The sequence below is a fragment of the Streptomyces iconiensis genome (assembly GCF_028657195.3).
GTDB classification, from domain to species: domain Bacteria; phylum Actinomycetota; class Actinomycetes; order Streptomycetales; family Streptomycetaceae; genus Streptomyces; species Streptomyces iconiensis.
The window spans coordinates 136,661-155,880 of the sequence record NZ_JANCPR020000004.1; the positions used below are offsets into that span (position 1 = coordinate 136,661).

Below are 19,220 nucleotides of genomic sequence, written 5' to 3' on the forward strand. Positions count from 1 at the left end.
AGTCACTCCGCGGCGGTTCCTACCGCCGCTGTGCCCCCACCCGCTCCTGAGCCGGGTCCTGCGCCTGCTGCGGCTGGGCACCGGGCCCGCTCGCGTGCGAGAAAGGCTGCGTCCTCCAGTCCAGTCCCTTGGGCAGCGACAGCAGTTCGCTCACGACGCGTTCCCTGGCCGCGCCCTCACCCTCGACCGTCGCCGTCTCGCTCACGGCACGCCCCGACCCCTTGCACACCGTCAGACCGAACGGGTCCCACGGTGAGGCGCAGAGCGCGTGCTCGGGGAGGCTCTCTTCCAGCGGGAGCAGCGCGATCGGCTGTGCGCAGTCCGGGCAGTTGACCCGGTAGCTCTCATAGGTCTCGTCATCGAGAGCGGACATCTCGAACTCGTCCGTATCGCTCTCCATGGATGCCGCTGCCGCGTCCTTGCGAACAGCGTGGACCGACTTCATCGTGCGCATGCAAATCCCCCTTGGGTGGACCGGCCGGGTCGGGCTCCGACCACAGCAAGCACTTCCCGTCGTGTCCCGCGCGTAATCTCCGTGCCCCGATGGACACGGGTGCATGTGTGTGGCCTTGGTCACATGGTCCGGTGCATTGTGTCACCCGGCGCGATACGGCGCCCCCGAGTAAAGGGACGCCCGCGCCGGAGACGCCTGGTGTGCTGGAGACCACCGGGCACAGTACGGTGATCCGCTGTGGAGGAACTCGACCGTCAGATCGTGGAACTGCTCGTCAAAGACGGGCGGATGAGCTACACCGACCTGGGCAAGGCTACCGGCCTGTCCACCTCGGCCGTGCACCAGCGTGTGCGCCGCCTCGAACAGCGCGGCGTCATCCGGGGGTACGCGGCCCTCGTCGACGCCGAGGCGGTCGGGTTGCCGCTCACCGCGTTCATCTCGGTCAAGCCCTTCGACCCGAGCGCCCCCGACGACATCGCCGACCGGCTCGCCGACGTCCCCGAGATCGAGGCATGCCACAGCGTCGCCGGCGACGAGAACTACATCCTCAAGGTGCGCGTCGCCACCCCCATCGAGCTGGAGCACCTGCTCACCCGTATCCGCACCCTCGCCGGTGTCTCCACCCGCACCACCGTCGTCCTCTCCACGCCCTACGAGGCACGCCCGCCCCGCGTGGTCTGACGCCGCGGACCCCGCACGGACACCGCACAGGCCCGCACAGTGCCCGTGCGGGGCCGCCACCCCGCGCGGCACGCGGAGTGAGGGGAGCGGGAGACTGTCCCCATGAGCGACAGCACAGCCTCCAGGCCCCGCACTCTTCTGCTGCGCGGCGGGGAGGTCCACAGCCCCGCCGACCCGTTCGCGACCGCGATGGTCGTGGAGGGCGACAGCATCGCCTGGATCGGCACGGAGGGCGCGGCGGACTCCTTCGCCGACGGCGTCGACGAGACGGTCCATCTGGAGGGCGCGCTCGTCACGCCCGCCTTCACCGACGCGCACGTCCACACCACGGCGACCGGTCTCGCGCTCACGGGCCTCGACCTGTCGGGCACCCCGACGCTCACCGAGGCGCTCGCCCGCATCAGCGCACACGCCGAGGCACGCCCCGACGACCGGGTCCTGCTCGGCACCGGCTGGGACGCGAGCGCCTGGCCCGAGCAGCGCCACCCCTCACGCGCCGAACTCGACGCGGCCACGAACGGCAGGCCGCTGTACCTGACCCGCGTCGACGTGCACTCCGCGCTCGCCACCACGGCGCTGCTCGACCTCGTACCTGGCATCACGGCCAGGGAGGGCTACGCGCCCGACGCACCCCTCACCGGCGACGCGCACCACGCCGTACGCGAGGCGGCGCACGCCACCCTCACGGCCCGCCAGCGCACCGAGGCCCAGCGCGCCGCACTCGCGCACGCCGCGTCCCTCGGCATCGGCGCCGTGCACGAGTGCGCGGGGCCCGACATCTCCGGCGAGGACGACCTGCTCGCCCTCCTCGCGCTCGCGGCCGAGGGGAGCGGCCCGCGCGTGTACGGATACTGGGCCGAACTCGTCACCTCAGCAAAGGAAGCCGCCCGGATCAGCGAGCTGGGTGCACTCGGCGCTGCCGGTGACCTCTTCGCCGACGGTTCCCTCGGCTCCCACACCGCGCACCTGTGCGCCCCGTACGCCGACGCACCGGGCGCGAAGGGCAGCGCCCAACTGGACGCCGCTGCCGTCGCCGCGCACGTCACCGCCTGTACCGAGGCGGGCATCCAGGCCGGGTTCCACGCCATCGGGGACGCGGCGATCGAGGCCGTCACCGCCGGAGTCCGCCGCGCCGCAGACACCGTGGGCCTCGCGCGCGTGCGCGCGGCACGCCACCGCGTCGAGCACGCGGAGATGCTCACCGGACGCACCCTCGACGACTTCGCCGAACTCGCCCTCACCGCCTCCGTCCAGCCCGCCTTCGACGCGGCCTGGGGCGGCGAGCACGGCATGTACGCCCGCCGCCTCGGCGCCGAACGCGCCCGTACGCTCAACCCGTACGCGGCCCTGCTGCGGGCCGGTGTCCCTCTCGCGCTGGGCTCCGACAGCCCCGTCACACCCCTGGGTCCTTGGGAGACGATCCGCGCCGCCGCCTTCCACCACACCCCCGAGCACCGCGTCTCCGTACGCGGCGCCTTCACCGCGCACACCCGGGGCGGCTGGCGTGCCATCGGCCGGGACGACGCCGGGGTGCTCGCCCCCGGAGCACCCGCCGACTACGCGCTCTGGCGTACGGGCCCCCTCATCGTCCAGACCCCCGACACCCGTGTCGCCAACTGGTCGACCGACCCCCGCTCCGGCACCCCTGGCCTGCCCGATCTGACCCCCGGATCCCAAGTCCCGGTCTGCCTGCGGACGGTGGTGTCCGGACACACGGTCTACGCACGGCCGGACGAGTGACGTAGCCAAGCGGAATAGGGCCGAACGAGAGCCGCTCGGCCTGTCGTGGCAGCCCGGCACCCTCGGCACTGACCTGGTGATTTGCCGAAACACCCCAGGCCAGCAGGCTGTTGACAGAAAACGCACGTGGGCGGGTAGGTTCGGCCGGGTCCACCACAGGACGTCCGACCAGAGGAACCTCCGCGCAGTCGTCGAACGCCGCTGGGCCACGGGGTGGTGCACCGCACCGGCGCACCACACTGCAAGCCAGGTCCAGCGCCCGAGGCACGGGGGCGGAAGGTTTCGGCTGGCCGGCGGGTGTGACCCGGGACGGGGCCCGGACGCTCAGTAGACAACGGCTTTCGGTCGACCCGCAGCCAGCGGGTCCCAGGTCGGCCCGAAGGGCACCGGGCCCCGATCCGCAGAAGACGCTGGGCCGCGCCCCCACGCGCACACCACCCGCGCCCCTCCCGCCCGAGCCGCTCGGGCACCCCTCCGGCCACGGCCGACACCGGCCTTCTCCGGCCCCGGCCAACACCGGCCAATACGGTCGCTACCCGTGCCAGCCGGCGCTTCCTTCGTTTTCCACAGCTTTACGATCCCCCGCCCCGCCGCGCCCCCGGCGCGTTGTACGGTCAGCTCACCACCGCACGACCTGCAAGGAAGGCCGCGACCTTGGCTTCGGGCCCCGACACTGCCTCCGCTTCCTCACCGAGCGGCCCCATGGCCGACGGACAGGAGGCGGCCCCAGCCGCGCCCCGCCGCGCACCGGACGACGAGTCCGGCGCACCGGCGGAGGCCCGTAAGGGCCCCACCGCGCCTCCACGCCCCGGGCGGATGCGCCGCCTCCTCGCCCTGGGGCGCCGCGAGGCACCCCGTACGGCGCTCGCCGCGCTCGCCGGTGTCGCGCTGGCGCTGGCCTTCCCGCCCACCGGGCTGTGGCCACTGTCGCTGGTGGCGGTGGCCGCGTTCAGCCTCCTCACCCGGGGCCGTTCGGCCCGCCAGGGCGCCTGGCTCGGCCTCGCCTTCGGCTGGCCGTTCTTCATCGTGCTGCTGAAGTGGCTGCACGTGGTCGGCTGGGACGTCGTCGTCGGGCTCGCCTTCCTGCAAGGGCTGTTCCTGGCGCTGCTCGGCGCCGTGCTCGCCGTCACCTCACGCCTTCCTGTATGGCCCCTGTGGGGTGCCTGCCTGTGGGTGTGCGAGGAGTTCCTGCGCGACCGGCTCCCCTTCGGCGGCTTCCCCTGGGGCCGCCTCGCCTTCGCGAACACCGGCTCGCCCTTCACTCCGCTCGCCGCGCTCGGCGGTGCCCCGCTCGTCACCTTCGCCGTGGCGCTCACGGGCACCCTTCTGGCGGCGACGGCGCTGATGGCATGGCGGCTGCGCGCCGAGGCCGCCCGTACGGCGCGTACGTACGGCACCGGGCTCGCGGCTCTCCTCGCCGCCGCCGCGGTCATGGCCGCCGGGTACGCGGTACCCGTGCCGACCAAGGCCGCCGACAACGTCCGTATCGCGGTGGTGCAGGGCAACGTCCAGCAGCCGGGCATGGACTTCCTCGGCCGCCCCATGAAGATCCTCAACAACCACGTCAAGGCCACGCTCGATCTGGCCGAGCGGGTCAAGCAGGGCAAGGAGCAGAAGCCCGACCTGGTCATCTGGCCGGAGAACGCCTCCGACCTGGACCCGTTCAAGTGGCCCGAGGCCGGCGACCGTATCGACAAGGCGGTCAAGGCCATCGGCGTTCCCGTCCTCGTGGGCGCGCTCGTCGACCACCCCACCAAGAAGGGGTACGTCGAGAACCAGGGCATCGTCTGGGACCCGAAGAAGGGCGCGGGAGCCACCTACACCAAGCAGCACCCGGTGCCGTTCGGTGAGTACGTGCCCTTCCGCGACCAGCTCAGCAAGGTCATCACGCGCCTCCAGCGCGTGCCCCGCGACTTCTACCCGGGCGACCACACCGGCGTCCTCCAGACGGGCCCCGCGCGGCTGGGCGACGTGATCTGCTTCGAGGTCGCCTACGACGAGATCCCGCGCGACACCGTCAACGACGGAGCACGCGCCCTCGTCGTCCAGACGAACAACGCCACGTACGGCAACACGGGCCAGCCCGAGCAGCAGCTCGTGATGTCCAAGCTCCGCGCCGTCGAGCACGGCCGCGCCGTGGTCACCGCCGCACCCAGCGGCATCAGCGCCGTGGTCGCGCCGGACGGCACGATCCAGCAGCGCACCGAGGAGTTCACCCAGGACGTGATCACCAGCGACCTCCCGCTGCGCGACGAGATCACCCTCGCCGACCGCGTCGGGGCCGCACCGGAATGGGTGATCGCTATCGTGGGCGTGCTGTCCTGCGCCGCGGCCTGGATCCTGGGCCGCAGGCGCCGGGACGGCCGGCCGGCACAGCCCGCACCGGGCACGCAGGACGCGCCGAACCCGCAGAATGCGGGAAAGAAGCAGGTTGCGGGCGAGCAGGAGCAGACCCGCGGCACAGGGCAGACCCGCACCACCACGCGGCAGCAAGAGCGACAGGCACGACCGGAAGGGCACGAGCAGTGACGGACGGCGGACAGAGGCGGTACGGCCCGCTCGGCACGGCCCTGGTCATCATCCCGACGTACAACGAGGCCGACAACATCAAGCCGGTCGTCTCCCGGGTGCGCACCGCCGTCCCCGAGGCGCACATCCTGATCGCGGACGACAACAGCCCCGACGGCACGGGCAAGGTCGCCGACGAGCTGGCCGCCGACGACGACCATGTCCAGGTCCTCCACAGGAAGGGCAAGGAGGGTCTCGGAGCCGCCTATCTCGCGGGTTTCCGCTGGGGCATCGACAACGGCTACGGCGTACTCGTCGAGATGGACGCCGACGGCTCCCACCCGCCCGAGGAGCTGCCCCGGCTGCTCACCGCGCTCGGCGGCGCCGACCTCGTCATCGGATCGCGCTGGGTGCCGGGCGGCAGGATCGTCAACTGGCCCAAGTCCCGTGAGTTCCTCTCGCGGGGCGCCAGCACCTACTCCAGGGTGCTGCTGGACGTCTCGGTGCGTGACGTCACCGCCGGGTTCCGCGCCTTCCGCAAGGAGACGCTGGAGGGCATCGACATGGACACCATCGCCTCGCAGGGCTACTGCTTCCAGGTCGACCTCACCCGCCGCACCGTGCACGCCGGGTACCACGTGGTCGAGGTCCCCATCACCTTCGTCGAGCGCGAGCGCGGCGCCTCCAAGATGAACCGCGACATCATGGCCGAGGCACTGTGGCGGATCGCGGCCTGGGGCGTCGAGGACAGGGTCAAGAAGGTCCGCGGCCGTCACCGGGACTGAGCCAGGCACACTGGAAGCATGACGACGCGCGCACCTTTTCCGTACGAGCAGCCGGACGAGCACTCGGGCCAGGGCCAGGGAGGCGGTACTCCCCAGCGCCCACGCCCCCGCCGCTCCAAGGCCCGCACCTTCGGGCCGCTGGCGGTCGCGGCCTGGGTCGTACTGGAAATCTGGCTGCTGATCCTGCTCGCCGATGTGGCGGGCGGTCTGACGGTGCTGGTGCTGCTCGTGGCGGGCTTCGTGATCGGCTCCGCCATCATCAAGCGCGCGGGGCGCCGGGCCTGGCGCAACCTCGCCGAGACCGTCCAGCGCGCGCAGGACCAGGCCAGGGCCGGCGGTGAGCCGGACATGGAGGCGCTGAGCGGGCGCAGCGGCGGCAACGGCATGGCGATGCTCGGCGGCCTGCTGCTGATGATCCCGGGACTGATCTCGGACCTGGCCGGTCTGTTCTGCCTCTTCCCGCCGACGGCGAAGGCGCTGCGCCGCGTCACGAAGCGCTCGCTGGAGCGCCGCGCCGAGTCCGCCACACCCGGCACCCTCGGTGACGCCTACCAGCAGGCACGCGGCGCCGAGGAGCAGGTCCGTATGCACCGCCCCGACGGCAAGGTCGTCCAGGGCGAGGTCATCCGCGAGGACGAGCCGCCCCGGAGCTGAAGCGCGGGGGCACGCGGACATCCACGGCCCCCGCATACGCTCGCCCCGTCGCCCGCGCCCGGCACCGGGGACGGCGGGCCACCGAGGGGAACAGGGCCATACACAGCAGCGAGAGGGCCTCAGACCACGGGAAGTGGTCTCAGGCCCTCTCGCTGTACTGCGTCTACCGCTCGGTCAGGCGGACTTGCGCTTGTTGTTGCCTGAGCTGTCGTCTCGCGGGTGGATCGCGATGTTCATCGTTCCGGAGCGCAGAACGGCGAGCCGCTCGGCGAGGACTTCCTCAAGCTCCTCGCGGGTGCGCCGCTCCATCAGCATGTCCCAGTGCGTACGTGCGGGCTTGCCCTTTTTCTCCTCCGGACCCTCGCCGTCCACCAGGAGTGCCTGTGCGCCGCACACCTTGCACTCCCACTCGGATGGAATCTCGGCCTCTACCGAGAACGGCATCTCAAAACGATGGCCGTTCTGGCATGCGTACTCCACGGCCTGGCGCGGTGCCAGGTCGATGCCGCGGTCGGTCTCGTAGCTGGTCACCACGAGTCGCGTGCCGCGAAGAGCTCGCTCACTCATGAATTCGTGCCTCCCGGGCTGGTCGCCCACAGGACAGGTGTCGCTGTCGTCGTCATCCGGTCAACGTCCGGTCGGCGGTGAAGATTCCCGTATTCGGGACGCGCCCACCTGTCGCCCACCGCCACCCGTATCGGAGGCGCTGCGCGTCGCTGCCTTCCTTCGTGCCGCCGCTTCGTTGAATCTGCGGTACCCCCCGGTGACCGGTTTGTCACAACTGACAGGAGAAGTCACCCACTGTTCGCCTTTCGAAGGCGTGCAGTAACGGTCCACCCGGTGAGCCAAACGCGTACACTACCGGCCCGGCGCGCCAGGGTCTAAATCCGGCCCGGCGGCACGTTGCCGACAGCCGCCGCCGCGCGGCCGACGGGTACCCGCAAAAGCAGCAGGAAACCCAGTGCGAAGAACAGCACCAGGGACAGGATCGCGTTTCTGTAGTCGCCCGTGAGCTGGTAGGTCAGCCCGAACAGCAGCGGCCCCAGCCAACTCGTTCCCCGGTCGCTCACCTCGTACAGCGCGAAGTACTCCGCCTCCTTGCCCGCGGGGACCAGGTGCGAGAACAGCGAGCGGGAGAGCGCCTGGCTGCCGCCCAGCACCAGCCCGATGCCGACGGCCAGCGCGTAGAACCACCCGGGCTGCCCGTACGGCAGGAAGTATCCCGCGCCCACCGTCGCCGTCCACGCCACCAGCGAGCCGAGGATCGTGCGCTTGGCGCCGTACGTCTGAGCCAGCCGTCCCATGAGCAGCGCGCCCGCGACGGCCAGCACCTGCACCAGCAGGATCGCGCCGATCAGGGTCGTCTGGTCCAGGCCGAGGCCCTCGGAGCCGTAGACGGACGCCTGGGTGATCACCGTCTGGACGCCGTCGTTGTAGAGGAGGTACGCCACGAGGAACAGCAGCGTCAGCGGGTAGCGCCGCAGTTCACGCAGCGTGGTGCCGAGCTGGCGGAAGCCTTCGCCGAACGAGCCGTGCGCACCGCCGCCGTGCGCTGCCACGGGCCGGTCGCGCAGGCGCAGCAGCGGGATGACGGTGAAGACCGCCCACCACAGCCCGGCCGACGCCAGGCAGATCCGCACGGCGGTCGACTCCTCGACGCCCAGCGCGTCATGGCCCAGGAACAGCCCCAGGTTCACCAGCAGTACCAGCGCACCCGACGCGTAGCCGAACGCCCAGCCCCGCGAGGAGACCGCGTCGCGCTCGTTCGGCGGGGCTATCTGCGGCAGGAACGCGTTGTAGAGGACGGCGGCCACCGCGAAGCAGACGTTCGCCACCACCAGCAGTGCGCCGCCGAGCAGATATCTGTCGCCCTCCAGGAAGAACATCGCCGAGGTCGCGGCTGCGCCCGTGTAAGCCGCCGCGCCCAGCATCGGCTTCTTGCGGCCCGTCCTGTCGGCGACGGCAGCGGCGAGCGGCATCACCAGTACGGAGAGCAGCACGGATGCCGACACGGCGTACGGGAAGAAGGAGCCCGCGCGTACCGGGATGCCCAGCGGGTGCACGAAACCGTCCGCGTCGGCAGCCGCCTTGGTGACCTGCGTGAGATAGGGCCCGAGGAACACCGTCAGGACGCTGGTGGAGAAGACAGAGTTCGCCCAGTCGTAGAAGTACCAGCCGCGCTGCTCGCGCCGCCGCTCCCGTACGGCGCCGGGGTCCTCGACCGCGCCGCCGGGCTCAGCGCCCGCGGCAGCCGCCTCCCGTGTGCCCGCGCCCATCCCCGTGCCTCCCCGTTCGTGCCCGATCCCCGTACGTACGTGCCTCTGACGCCCGTCGAACGATCTTCGAAAAGCGTTCCGGGGAGACTACAGTCCCCGTTCACGCCCGTGCCCCGCGCGGGAAAGCCGCTTGCCCGCGCGGAGCCATGCCGGGTGCGCGCCGGCTGTCCGCCGTCGCCCCGCCCCCTCAAGTCCCGCACCCAAGGAGCCCGTTCACCATGCCAGCCCCCTCCGACCGGCCCTCCGGGGCCGGGTCCCGCACCGAGGCAGCGACCGGAGTCGAGGCCGGAACCGTCCTGCCGTACCGGATCGTGACCGTCGCCGGACGCCGCGTCGCCTGTCTGGACTCGGGCGGGAGCGGGCCCGTACTGCTCGCTTTGCACGGGCACTTCGGGCGGGGCCGGATCTTCGAGCCGCTCTGCCGCGCCCTCGCAGGCCGCTACCGCGTGATCGCCCCCGACCAGCGCGCGCACGGGCTCTCCGACCCCGCGGAAGACCTCTCGCCCGAGGCGTACGCGGACGAGGCCGCCGCGCTGCTGGACGCGCTCGGCATCCCGCACGCCGCCGTGCTCGGGCACTCCATGGGCGGCGCCGTCGCCTTCGTTCTGGCGGCGCGGGCTCCCGAGCGGGTGGACGCGCTGCTCGTCGCCGACATGACGGTGCTCAACCAGGAGCCGGAGACCGTACCCGTTCTGGACTGTTCCGGCTGGCCCCGCCGCGCTCCCGGCCTCGCGGCGCTGCGCTCAGCGGTCGAGGCGCTGGGCATACCGGACGCGGGCTACTTCCTGGAGAGCGCCCACGAGTGCGAGGACGGCCGGGGGTGGGGGTTCCGCTTCGACACGGACGCCATGCTGCGTTCGCAGCGTGCCTTCGAGGGCGATCTGTCGGCGCACTGGCGTGCCTCGCGGCAGCCCGCGCTGCTGCTGCGCGCCGAGCACAGCTTCATCCTCACTGCGGAAACGGCCCGCAGGATGGCCGCCGAGCGCCCGGGTACGGAGCTGGAGGAGCTGCCCGGATGCGGTCACTGGCTCTACGCCGACGACCCCGAAGGCTTCGCCGAGGCCATCGGCTCCTACCTGGACCGCACGCTCAACTGACGTGCCCGCGACGGGGATACCGGTGCAGGGACGAGGACGCCGCGTGAGCCGTGTCAGGCGCTCAGCCCTCCGGCCACGCACCGCGCGCTTCGAGCACCTCGCGGAGCATCTCCAGGTCGTCCGTCATGATGCCGTCGACGCCGAGGTCCAGCAGCGCCTCGGCGCGGTGCCGCTCGTTGACCGTCCACACGTGCACGGGAAGTCCCCGCGCGTGCGCGGCCCGTACGAAGGCGCGGTCGACCACCCGTATCCAGCCCTGGCGTTCGGGCACCTGCGCGCAGCCGGCGCCCTGCCGCAGCCGCCAGGGCATGCGGTAGGAGCGCATGCGCAGCGCGACGACCCCGCTGGTGCCCAGAGAGGTGAGCAGCCGGGGCCCGGCGAGTGTGCGGGCCCTGGTCACCCGGCGCTCGTCGAAGGAGCCCACGCACACCCGCTCCCAGGCGTCCTCGGTCGCCAGCAGGTCCAGCAGCGGCGCGAGCGCCGCCTCGGCCTTGATGTCCACGTTCCAGCGGACGCGGGGGAAGGCGCGCAGCAACTCCTCGAACAGCGGCACAGGTTCGCGCCCACCGACCCGGGCCCTGCTGATCTCCGACCACGGCAGCCCGGCGAGGGCGCCGCTCCCGTCGGTGACCCGGTCCAGCGTCGCGTCGTGGAACGCGACGAGGCGGCCGTCGGCCGTGGCGTGCACGTCGGTCTCCATGTAGCGGTAGCCGAGCCCCGCGGCGCGCGCGAACGCCGCGTGGGTGTTCTCGGTGCCCCCGGCAGCGCCGCCCCGGTGCGCGAAGGCCAGCGGGCCATGGTGCGCGAGGAACGGATGGGAGGGGCGGGGAGAGGGCCACGCGGCGTTTCGTGCGTTCGTCACCGCCGCAGTATCGCGCGCCAGTTCCTCGGCGGTCTCGCGGACCCCGTCCCCTCTGCCACCACGGGGGACGGCTCTGTCACCACGGGGGACGGCGCTTCCTCGCCCCGGGCGCGCGGGATCGCGCACAGCCGCAGGAAGAACTGCGCGAGTGGCCCGATCGCCAGCGCGTACAGCACGGTGCCCACGCCCGCCGAGCCGCCCAGCAGCATCCCGCTTGCCAGCACGGCCAGTTCGATGCCCGTACGCACCAGGCGCAGGGAGCGCCCCGTCACCCGGTGCAGCCCCGTCATCAGGCCGTCGCGGGGCCCGGGTCCGAAGCGTGCGGCGATGTAGAGCCCGGTCGCCAGCCCGTTCAGCACGACGGCGCCGACCAGCAGCGGGATCCGTACGGCCAGGGCGCGCGGCTCGGGCAGCAGCCACAGGGTGGCGTCCATCGACAGGCCGACCAGGACGACGTTCGAGACCGTTCCCAGTCCGGGCCGCTGCCGCATCGGCCACCACGCGAGCAGTACGAGGGCGCCCACCAGGATCGACACCGTGCCGATCGACAGGCCGATGTGCTTCGAGAGGCCCTGGTGGAAGACGTCCCAGGGGTCAAGACCCAGGGTCGCCCGCACCATCACCCCCGCACTGGCGCCGTACAGCAGCAGCCCGACATAGAGCTGCGTCACGCGGCGGGTGAGACGCCTACCAGATCCCCTCAAGGCGGACAAAGAACTCCCTCTTCTCGTGTCAATCGACGTCACGTGGCACTCTGTGGCAGAGAAGCAGGCCACTTCTACGGCCAATTCAGGAAGGGTGGACTGGATCAGATGGCGCACTGGAACTCGGCGGTAGGGGCCCCGCAACTCGCGCGGCTCCTGGACTCCCAGCACACGGCCCACGGTGCGCGCGCCTCCCGCGCGGCGGCGCGGCCCCAGGCGAGGCGCGTCCCCGCCTACCGCTCGCTCGCCGACGGGCTCCGCCTCCTGGTACTGGAGGGTCGCATCCCCGTGGCCACCCGGCTGCCGGCCGAGCGTGAGCTGGCCACGGCGCTCTCCGTCAGCCGCACCACGGTCGCCGCCGCCTTCGAGGCCCTGCGTGCCGACGGCTTCCTCGAATCCCGCCGCGGCGCGGGCAGTTGGACCGCCGTGCCTGCGGGCAATCCGCTGCCCACCCGCGGCCTCGACCCGCTGCCGCCCGACTCCGAGGGCACCGTCATCGACCTGGGCTGCGCCGCGCTGCCCGCTCCCGAGCCGCATCTGTCCCAGGCATTCCAGGGAGCGCTCGAACAGCTCCCGCCGTACGCGCACACCCACGGCGACTTCCCCGCCGGGCTCCCGGTCCTCCGCCAGGCGCTCGCTGACCGCTACACCGCACGCGGCGTCCCGACCATGCCGCAGCAGATCATGGTCACCACCGGCGCCATGGGCGGTGTCGCCGCGCTCGCCCGGCTGCTCACCCCGCACGGCGAGCGCATCGCCGTCGAACACCCCTCGTACGCCAACGTCCTCCAGCTCCTGCGGGAGGCCGGGGCGCGGCTCGTGCCCGTACCCATGGCCGACGGCATCTCCGGCTGGGACCTGCCCGCATGGCACCGCACCCTGCGCGAGGCCGTGCCCCGGCTCGCCTACGTCGTCGCCGACTTCCACAACCCCACGGGAGCGCTGGCCGGGGCCGAGCAGCGCCGCGAACTGGTCGCGGCTGCCCGCGCTTCCGGCACCGTCCTGATCGCGGACGAGACGATGGCCGACCTCCCCCTGGGCCCGCCCGGAGCCACGGGCCCGACGCCCGACGAGAGCGAACTGCCGCCTCCGGTCTCCTCGTTCGACCCCGGCGGGTCGACCGTCATCACCGTCGGCTCCGTCAGCAAGTCCATCTGGGCGGGCCTGCGCATCGGCTGGATCCGCGCGGCGCCCGATGTCATCCGCTCGCTGACTGCGGCACGCGCCTACGCCGACCTCGGCAGCCCCGTCCTCGAACAGCTCGCCGTCACCGAGCTGATGACGGGTGACGGCTGGGAGCGCGCCGTCACCCTGCGCAGGGCACGCGCCCGCGACAACCGTGACGCGCTCACCTCGGCGCTCCGCCGCCACCTGCCCGACTGGGAGTTCGCCGTACCGCACGGCGGCCTCACGCTGTGGACCCGTACGGGAGGGCTGTCGGGTTCGCGGATCGCGGAGGCGGGCGAACGGCTCGGCGTGCGCGTGCCCTCAGGCCCCCGGTTCGGTGTCGACGGTGCCTTCGAGGGCTACGTCAGGCTGCCGTTCACGATCGCCGAGCCGCTCGCCCGCGAGGCCGCCTCCCGGCTGGCCGCAGCCGCCGACCTCGTACGCTCCGGCGCCCACACCGCGTCCGACGTGCCCCGCTCCTCGGTGGCCTGACGTCCGTAGGCGGCGGCCCGGTCCGGCCTCGGCCTGAAGGTCCTAGTGCGCCGGGGCCCCCGCGTGCCCCGACGGCGCCGTGCGTACCGGCAGCAGCGCGGCGACGGCCGCGCGCTCGGCCTCGCCGGCCGACTCGTCGTACGGGTCAGGCGTCGCGGGCACCTGGAGCCGCAGTACGGGCCCGGCGCCCAGCCGCGCGAACCCCCTGCCGGGCGGCGCGTCAGGCGCCGGGCCCGTCTGCGGCGCCCCGCCCAGCACGGCCTGCACCTGTTCCGGTGAGGCGGAGCCCAGCACCACCCGGGCGCGGGTGTGGGTGAGCACGGCCTCGCCCAGGTCCTCGGCGCCCTCGAACTGTTCGGCCACCACCACATGCACCCCGGCGGCACGCCCGTGCCGCAGCGGCACCCGCAGCAGTTCCTGCGGATCGGTCTGCCCCTCGGCCCGCGCCAGGTGGCTCAGCACCGCCGGCCGGTCCACCAGCAGCCACAGCGGACGCCGTACGTCGTCGGGCGCGTGTTCCCCGTGCTGTCTGGCCTGGCTCGCCGTCAGCAGCCGCCGCTCCGTCTCCCGTACCACCCACTCCAGCGAGGCCAGCGCGCCCGGGAGCGACGACTCGATCCCCAGGACCCCGAACCTGGCCGCCAGACACGCGAATTCGCCGCCCCCGTCGCCGTCCACCACCAGCACCTCGCCCCTGCGCACGGCCTGGAGCGCGACGGAACGCAGCAGCGTGCTGGTGCCGGCGCCGGGGATGCCCATCACCAGCAGATGCGGCTCGGTCGACCGCGCCCCCGTACGCCACACCACCGGCGGCACGTCCTGCGGTCCCTCCTCTCCGGCGACCGCGACGGGCATCGTGCGGTGCACCGCGTCGCCGTCGGTGAACCCGAGCACCGTCTCGCCCGGCGCTGTCACGAACGGCTGCGCGTGGATACCGGTCGGCAGCGGGTCGAGCACCCGCATCTCCAGCAGGTTGCGCTCCTCGTCCCACCAGAACCTGTACTCGCGGCCACGGCCCGACTTCGCGGCCAGCAACTGCTCGATCCGCATCCTCTCCCCGGCCTCACCGTCGCGGAAGTAGGCGGGGTAGCGCATCAGCAGACTGCTGAGCCGTCCCGCGCGGAACGCGAAGTCCTCGAACGCGCGCTCCCATTCGCCGTCATGCGCGAAGATCGGCTCGGGGCTCGGGTCCTCCGGCATCACGAAGTACGGCACCAGCGCCTCGTAGAGCGCCTGGAGTCTCTCCCACTCCTCGTCCCCGGGCTCCGGGTCCTCCTCGCTGCCGTCCCTCGCGTCCTGCCGCCCGTACCAGCCCGCGGCTCCCAGCAGTGCCGTCCCGGCGAGTACGGGACCGTACGGCAGCAGCCACACCACGACACCCGAGGCGGCCAGCAGGAACAGGGCGGGGACACGCCGTTCCCGGGGAGTCCGGCGCCACCAGGCGCTTCCCCTCGCGGCCAGCAGGCGCGAGCCCCGGCCCAGCACGATCAGCGGGTGCAGTATGTCGAGGACACCGTCGGCTCCCGTGCGTACGGCGTCCAGGCCGCCCCGCCACGACAGTGCCCACCGGCTCACGCCCGGCTCCTCCTCATCGGTCCGTTACAGCTTGATCCCGCCGAGCAGACTGGCGAGGCTCTCGCCGCCCGCCCTGATCCCGGGCGCGATGGCGGTCCCGGCCAGGTAGAAGCCGAAGAGCGCGCACACGAGGGCGTGCGACACCTTGAGTCCGTCCTTGCGGAAGAAGAGAAAGACCACCACGCCCAGCAGCACAACGCCCGAGATCGAGAGAATCACCAGTTACTCCTGATGTAGGGGACGGTCACCATGAGTTTCACCAGCTTCACAGATGGTGCGGATGGTATGAAACTGGCAAATGGGTGGATTTCCCCATCGGGCCCCGTGTCGGCGAGCCGATCGGCACGAGCGCCCCCTCAATTCCTCGCGGTGCGGGGAGCTGAGGGGGCGCGGGGCGCGGGGCGCGGGCTGCCGGGATGAGGGGCGAGGGCTTACGGGCCCGGGATCAGGAAGCAGTGATCCGGGTCAGGGCTCAGAGGTCAGTGATCCGGGGACTGGGATCTGGGGTCTGGGGACTGGGGCTGGGATCAGGGGCGCGGGGTCACCATTCGTGTTTGCCGTGGCGGAGCGGTTCCGTGGGCTCGGCCGAGCTGGCGGGTGACACGGGCGAGGAGCCCGGTGTGGACGAGGGGATGTCCGGGCCGGGGGAGCCGGGATCGCCCGGGGAGGGTTCAGCCCCTGAGGCGAGCTGGTCCAGCCTGGCCGTGAGGACCGAGATGACCTGGGGCCGGTGCGCGTGCGCCTGTTCGTACTCCAGCAGGCGTTCTACGTCGGCGCTCTCCAGGGGCCTGATCCGGTGCTCCACGCTCCCCGCTGGCAACTCGTCGTAGTCGGGAAGCGGCAGGGGGTTGGGCTGCTGTGCTGACATGGGTTCCGGCCTCCTCGGATTTCCGGACTCCGGTCTCCGGTCCTTCGCTCTTCCTCTCCAGGGTGCGGCGCCTCGGAGCGCGCCGCAGCACGGGTACGGGTTGCCGTGGGCGCTCCCGCGTACACATGGCAGGGTCAGCCGGCTCCGGCGCCCTCCACGGCCCGCGCGAAGACCGAGGGCGGGACGCCGACGGCTGCGGTGAAGTCGCGCACGAGGTGTGCCTGGTCGCTGTAGCCCAGTTCGGCCGCGAGCCGGGCCCAGTCCGTCCCGGGGTGCGCGGTGGCACGCTCCATGGCCTCGTGCACGCGGTAGCGCAGGATGACCCACTTCGGGCTGACGCCTACGTAGGTCGCGAAGAGCCGCTGGAGCGAGCGCACCGAAATGCCCTCCTGCGCCGCCAGGCGCTCGACGCGCAGCACGCCGCGGTCCGTGCGGATACGGTGCGCGAGCGCCATGGCCCGTTCGGCCGCGGGGTCCTCGCGGGGTGCGAGGGAGAGGAAGAACGCGTCGAGCGCGGCCACACGTGCGTCCTCGTCCCGCGCGGACAGCACCCGCGCCGCGGCTTGCCCCGTGCCGGGGAACGTCCGCTCCAGCGGGAGCAGTTCACCGGTCAGCGCGGTGAGGGGGCGCGGCGGGGTGAGGAAGGGGCGGAAGCCACCGGGCCGGAACTGTGTGCCGCACACGCGTCCCGTTCCCTCCAGCTTCGTGGAGTACAGGCTGGTGCCCACCCCCGAGACCAGCCCGTTCGCGGGCGCCACGCCCTCGGGCCCTCGCCGTTCGAAGACGACGTTCACGCAGGGGTGCGGCACCACATGGGAGAGGTACGGCTCGGGCAGGTCCCATTCGATCAGCCAGTAGTGCTCGATCCAGCGGCGCAGCTCACCGGCCGCGAGCCTGCGCCGGAACCGGACGCGCGCCAGCAGCGCGGGCGCCGCCACGATGCCCCGCGTGTCGTCCCGCGGCCCGTCCGCTCCCGGGCCGGGAGTGCCGCCGCGCGTTTCCGCACCGGGGCGGCCCTCGTCCGGGTCACGGCCGGCCGCTTCCGTACCACTCTGACCTGCCATGACGGCGATTCTATGGCGTGCGGCCCCGACCGCCGAGGGAGCCGTCGCGCGGCCGGGCCGGTCGGGGCGCCGCTGCGGTGGGGACGCGAGCGGCACCGGTGCTCAGGGGCCCATGCCGTGCATGGCGTGCATGGCGTCCATGGCGCCCATGGGGTGCACGACGCTTGCGGCGCGCGGGGAGGTGCCGGGGCCCTGGGCGACCCCAACACGACGGGGCCGCCGGGCTGTCGTGTTTTTTCAAGCCCTGGCGCCCACCCCCGGCATAGCCTCGGAGCATGGAGAACCCACGCACGAAGGACATCGCTCCACTGCTCGACAGGGCAGCCCGCGCCACAGGGCAGGTCGTACGGGGTGTCACCGATGCCGATCTGGCGCGTCCGACGCCCTGTGCCGAGTACGACGTGCGCGGCCTGCTGAACCATCTCTTCCATGTAGCCGTCGAGTTCCAGAAACTGGCGGCCAAAGGCACGGCCGACTTCAGTGCCACCCCTGACTACGTGGAGGGTGACTGGCGCGTCCGCTTCGGTGACGAGACCGGCAGGCTCGTCGAGGCGTGGTCGGCCCCTGACGCGCTGGAGGGCGTCTCGCAGGGCATGGGGATGCCCCAGCGCACCGTCGCGCACATGGTGATGGGCGACCTGGCCATTCACGGCTGGGACCTCTCCCGTGCCACAGGTCAGGACTACGCGCCCGATGAGGCCGTACTGGCCGAACTTGTGCCCGCCTTCGCGGAACTGGCGCCGCTCGCACGCAAGATGGGCCAGTTCGGCGAGGAGGTCCCCGTCCCCGCCGATGCCACGTCCCTGGAGCGGCTGCTGGCTGGTACGGGCCGTGACCCCGGCTGGCTCCCGCGCTGATCCCGCCGGTTCCGGCGCTGATCCCGTCGGTCCCGCGCTTCTGTCCGGCTGGCTCCGGCGCTGATGTCCGGTCGGCTCCGGCGGTGATCCCGCCGGGTCCCAGGCCGGTGCCGCCCGTTCCCGCGCTGGTCCCCGTGCCGTCCCTTCGCGGCTCTCCCCGCCCTCCCGCCCCTCCCATCAGGGGGTCTTACGCGCCCACCGTGCGCGCCGGGGCGCGGGCGCCGTGCCTCGTCCTGCGCTCTCAGAGCCGCCCCGGCGCGTTTCCGGGGCGGGGTGATGCGGGCAACTGAACGGGGACGACGGATGAGGGGGGCACGACCGTGATCGTCTGGCTGAACGGCGCCTTCGGCGCAGGCAAGACCACTGCGGCGTACGAACTCCTGGACCTGCTTCCGGGCAGCACGCTCTACGATCCCGAGATCATCGGCGCGGGACTGCGCTGGATGCTGCCGAAGGAACGCCTGGCGCGGATCGACGACTTCCAGGAACTGCGCTCCTGGCGGCGGCTCGTGGTGGACACGGCCGCCGCACTGCTGACGGAGGTCCCAGGACCGCTGATCACTCCCATGACACTGCTGCGCCGCGAGTACCGCGACGAGATCTTCGGCGCGCTCGCGGCCCGCCGCGTTCCCGTACGCCACCTGCTGCTGCACGCCGACGAACCCGTACTACGGCACCGGATGGACGCGCGGGCCACGGCGGAGGGTGGCTCCAGCCGCGCCTGGGGCCCGGGGCAGCTGCGGTCCTACCAGGCGGCGTTGCCCTGGATCACCGCAGAGGCGCACACCGTCGACACCTCACATCTCACCCCGCGCCAGACGGCCGAACAGGTCGCCGAAGCGATCAGCGCGGGTGAGGGGGCCATGGACATCGTGCAGACACCGGAGCCGACGGCCGAGACCGTCGCCGCCGGGGTGCTGCTCTTCGACGAGCACGACAGAGTGCTGCTGGTCGATCCCACCTACAAACCCGGCTGGGAGTTCCCCGGCGGTGTCGTGGAGCCGGGCGAGGCGCCCGCTCTCGCGGGGGCGCGCGAGGTCGCCGAGGAACTGGGGCTGCGGCTGCACGCCGAACCCCCGCTGCTCGTCGTGGACTGGGAGCCTCCGCGCCCGCCGGCCTTCGGCGGGCTGCGGCTGCTCTTCGACGGGGGGCGGCTGGGGAACGAGGACGTCTCCATGCTGCTGCTGCCCGGCGCCGAACTGCGTGGCTGGCAGTTCGTCACCGAGGAGGAAGCGGCCGAACTCCTTCCGCCCCCGCGTCTTGACCGGCTCCGATGTGCCCTGCGCGCACGCAGGGTGGGGCATCCGCTCTATATGGAGGGCGGCGTTCCGGTGGGCACGCGCAACGGTTCGTAAGCCGGTCCCGAGCCGGTCCCGAGCCGGGGCCCCGGTCCGGTCGCCCGGGCCATGCGCGTTCCGCAGGCCCGGGCGTATCCG

Annotated in this window: 18 protein-coding genes; 9 read left to right on the forward strand and 9 right to left on the reverse strand. The window is 72.5% G+C overall.

What is annotated here, in order from left to right; genetic code table 11:
* Positions 1-19 precede the first annotated feature (19 nt).
* On the reverse strand, positions 20-445 hold the full coding sequence (locus NMN56_RS05115) for a hypothetical protein (protein WP_430542478.1): 426 nt from the start codon (positions 443-445) through the stop codon (positions 20-22).
* Between the two features lie 246 nt (positions 446-691).
* On the opposite strand from NMN56_RS05115, the gene NMN56_RS05120 reads away from it, so the two are divergent.
* From NMN56_RS05120 to fxsA, 5 genes are all read left to right on the forward strand, one after another.
* Positions 692-1,135, forward strand: a complete 444-nt coding sequence (locus NMN56_RS05120; protein WP_274039170.1) for an Lrp/AsnC family transcriptional regulator — start codon at positions 692-694, stop codon at positions 1,133-1,135.
* Between the two features lie 102 nt (positions 1,136-1,237).
* Positions 1,238-2,875 (forward strand): amidohydrolase, encoded by a 1,638-nt coding sequence (locus NMN56_RS05125; protein WP_274039171.1) that lies wholly within the window; start codon positions 1,238-1,240, stop codon positions 2,873-2,875.
* Positions 2,876-3,577: 702 nt separating this feature from the next.
* Positions 3,578-5,404, forward strand: coding sequence for an apolipoprotein N-acyltransferase (gene lnt, locus NMN56_RS05130; RefSeq protein WP_430542470.1), 1,827 nt, complete (start codon positions 3,578-3,580; stop codon positions 5,402-5,404).
* Positions 5,401-6,168: a polyprenol monophosphomannose synthase gene (locus NMN56_RS05135; RefSeq protein WP_274039172.1), complete on the forward strand. Its 768-nt coding sequence runs from the start codon at positions 5,401-5,403 to the stop codon at positions 6,166-6,168. Before lnt ends, NMN56_RS05135 begins: the two co-directional genes overlap by 4 nt.
* Positions 6,169-6,186: 18 nt before the next feature.
* Entirely contained in the window at positions 6,187-6,822 is a 636-nt protein-coding gene (fxsA, locus tag NMN56_RS05140) for an FxsA family membrane protein (protein WP_274039173.1), read from the forward strand.
* 174 nt (positions 6,823-6,996) lie between these two features.
* Here fxsA and NMN56_RS05145 read toward each other — a convergent pair whose 3' ends face one another.
* Positions 6,997-7,389, reverse strand: a complete 393-nt coding sequence (locus NMN56_RS05145; RefSeq protein ID WP_274039174.1) for an RNA polymerase-binding protein RbpA — start codon at positions 7,387-7,389, stop codon at positions 6,997-6,999.
* A gap of 314 nt (positions 7,390-7,703) precedes the next feature.
* Positions 7,704-9,098, reverse strand: coding sequence for an MFS transporter (locus NMN56_RS05150; protein ID WP_274039175.1), 1,395 nt, complete (start codon positions 9,096-9,098; stop codon positions 7,704-7,706).
* 218 nt (positions 9,099-9,316) lie between these two features.
* On the opposite strand from NMN56_RS05150, the gene NMN56_RS05155 reads away from it, so the two are divergent.
* Positions 9,317-10,195: an alpha/beta fold hydrolase gene (locus tag NMN56_RS05155; RefSeq protein ID WP_274039176.1), complete on the forward strand. Its 879-nt coding sequence runs from the start codon at positions 9,317-9,319 to the stop codon at positions 10,193-10,195.
* A 61-nt stretch (positions 10,196-10,256) separates the two neighbouring features.
* Here the strand turns inward: NMN56_RS05155 and NMN56_RS05160 are convergent, their stop codons facing one another.
* Positions 10,257-11,057 carry a glycerophosphodiester phosphodiesterase family protein gene (locus NMN56_RS05160; protein WP_274039177.1) on the reverse strand — a complete coding sequence of 267 codons (801 nt, stop codon included), beginning with the start codon at positions 11,055-11,057 and terminating at the stop codon, positions 10,257-10,259.
* Positions 11,054-11,770, reverse strand: coding sequence for a membrane protein YczE (gene yczE, locus NMN56_RS05165; protein WP_274039178.1), 717 nt, complete (start codon positions 11,768-11,770; stop codon positions 11,054-11,056). Before yczE ends, NMN56_RS05160 begins: the two co-directional genes overlap by 4 nt.
* 99 nt (positions 11,771-11,869) lie before the next feature.
* Between yczE and yczR the strand changes: the two genes are divergently transcribed.
* A complete protein-coding gene (gene yczR / locus NMN56_RS05170) occupies positions 11,870-13,420 on the forward strand; it encodes a MocR-like transcription factor YczR (RefSeq protein ID WP_274039179.1) in 1,551 nt (516 codons plus the stop codon).
* A gap of 42 nt (positions 13,421-13,462) precedes the next feature.
* Here the strand turns inward: yczR and NMN56_RS05175 are convergent, their stop codons facing one another.
* The 4 genes from NMN56_RS05175 to NMN56_RS05190 form a co-directional block, all read right to left on the reverse strand.
* The gene (locus NMN56_RS05175) at positions 13,463-14,995 is read right to left on the reverse strand and encodes a P-loop NTPase family protein (RefSeq protein WP_274039180.1); all 1,533 of its coding nucleotides are present in this window, start codon (positions 14,993-14,995) and stop codon (positions 13,463-13,465) included.
* A 24-nt stretch (positions 14,996-15,019) separates the two neighbouring features.
* A complete protein-coding gene (locus NMN56_RS05180) occupies positions 15,020-15,214 on the reverse strand; it encodes a hypothetical protein (protein WP_274039181.1) in 195 nt (64 codons plus the stop codon).
* A gap of 322 nt (positions 15,215-15,536) precedes the next feature.
* A complete protein-coding gene (locus tag NMN56_RS05185) occupies positions 15,537-15,863 on the reverse strand; it encodes a DUF8129 domain-containing protein (RefSeq protein ID WP_274039182.1) in 327 nt (108 codons plus the stop codon).
* A 134-nt stretch (positions 15,864-15,997) separates the two neighbouring features.
* Entirely contained in the window at positions 15,998-16,927 is a 930-nt protein-coding gene (locus NMN56_RS05190; RefSeq protein WP_274039183.1) for a DUF6597 domain-containing transcriptional factor, read from the reverse strand.
* Positions 16,928-17,202: 275 nt separating this feature from the next.
* Between NMN56_RS05190 and NMN56_RS05195 the strand changes: the two genes are divergently transcribed.
* Positions 17,203-17,784 carry a TIGR03086 family metal-binding protein gene (locus NMN56_RS05195; protein WP_274039184.1) on the forward strand — a complete coding sequence of 194 codons (582 nt, stop codon included), beginning with the start codon at positions 17,203-17,205 and terminating at the stop codon, positions 17,782-17,784.
* 320 nt (positions 17,785-18,104) lie between these two features.
* Positions 18,105-19,139, forward strand: coding sequence for an NUDIX hydrolase (locus tag NMN56_RS05200; protein ID WP_274039185.1), 1,035 nt, complete (start codon positions 18,105-18,107; stop codon positions 19,137-19,139).
* Positions 19,140-19,220: the final 81 nt, after the last annotated feature.

Bases quoted from the DNA above. Each gene is read 5' to 3' on its own strand.
- NMN56_RS05115 (WP_430542478.1), bottom strand. From the start codon at position 445: ATGAAGTCGGTCCACGCTGTTCGCAAGGACGCGGCAGCGGCATCCATG.
- NMN56_RS05125 (WP_274039171.1), top strand. From the start codon at position 1,238: ATGAGCGACAGCACAGCCTCCAGGCCCCGCACTCTTCTGCTGCGCGGC.
- lnt (WP_430542470.1), top strand. From the start codon at position 3,578: ATGGCCGACGGACAGGAGGCGGCCCCAGCCGCGCCCCGCCGCGCACCG.
- fxsA (WP_274039173.1), top strand. From the start codon at position 6,187: ATGACGACGCGCGCACCTTTTCCGTACGAGCAGCCGGACGAGCACTCG.
- NMN56_RS05145 (WP_274039174.1), bottom strand. From the start codon at position 7,389: ATGAGTGAGCGAGCTCTTCGCGGCACGCGACTCGTGGTGACCAGCTAC.
- NMN56_RS05150 (WP_274039175.1), bottom strand. From the start codon at position 9,098: ATGGGCGCGGGCACACGGGAGGCGGCTGCCGCGGGCGCTGAGCCCGGC.
- NMN56_RS05155 (WP_274039176.1), top strand. From the start codon at position 9,317: ATGCCAGCCCCCTCCGACCGGCCCTCCGGGGCCGGGTCCCGCACCGAG.
- yczR (WP_274039179.1), top strand. From the start codon at position 11,870: ATGGCGCACTGGAACTCGGCGGTAGGGGCCCCGCAACTCGCGCGGCTC.
- NMN56_RS05185 (WP_274039182.1), bottom strand. From the start codon at position 15,863: ATGTCAGCACAGCAGCCCAACCCCCTGCCGCTTCCCGACTACGACGAG.
- NMN56_RS05190 (WP_274039183.1), bottom strand. From the start codon at position 16,927: ATGGCAGGTCAGAGTGGTACGGAAGCGGCCGGCCGTGACCCGGACGAG.
- NMN56_RS05195 (WP_274039184.1), top strand. From the start codon at position 17,203: ATGGAGAACCCACGCACGAAGGACATCGCTCCACTGCTCGACAGGGCA.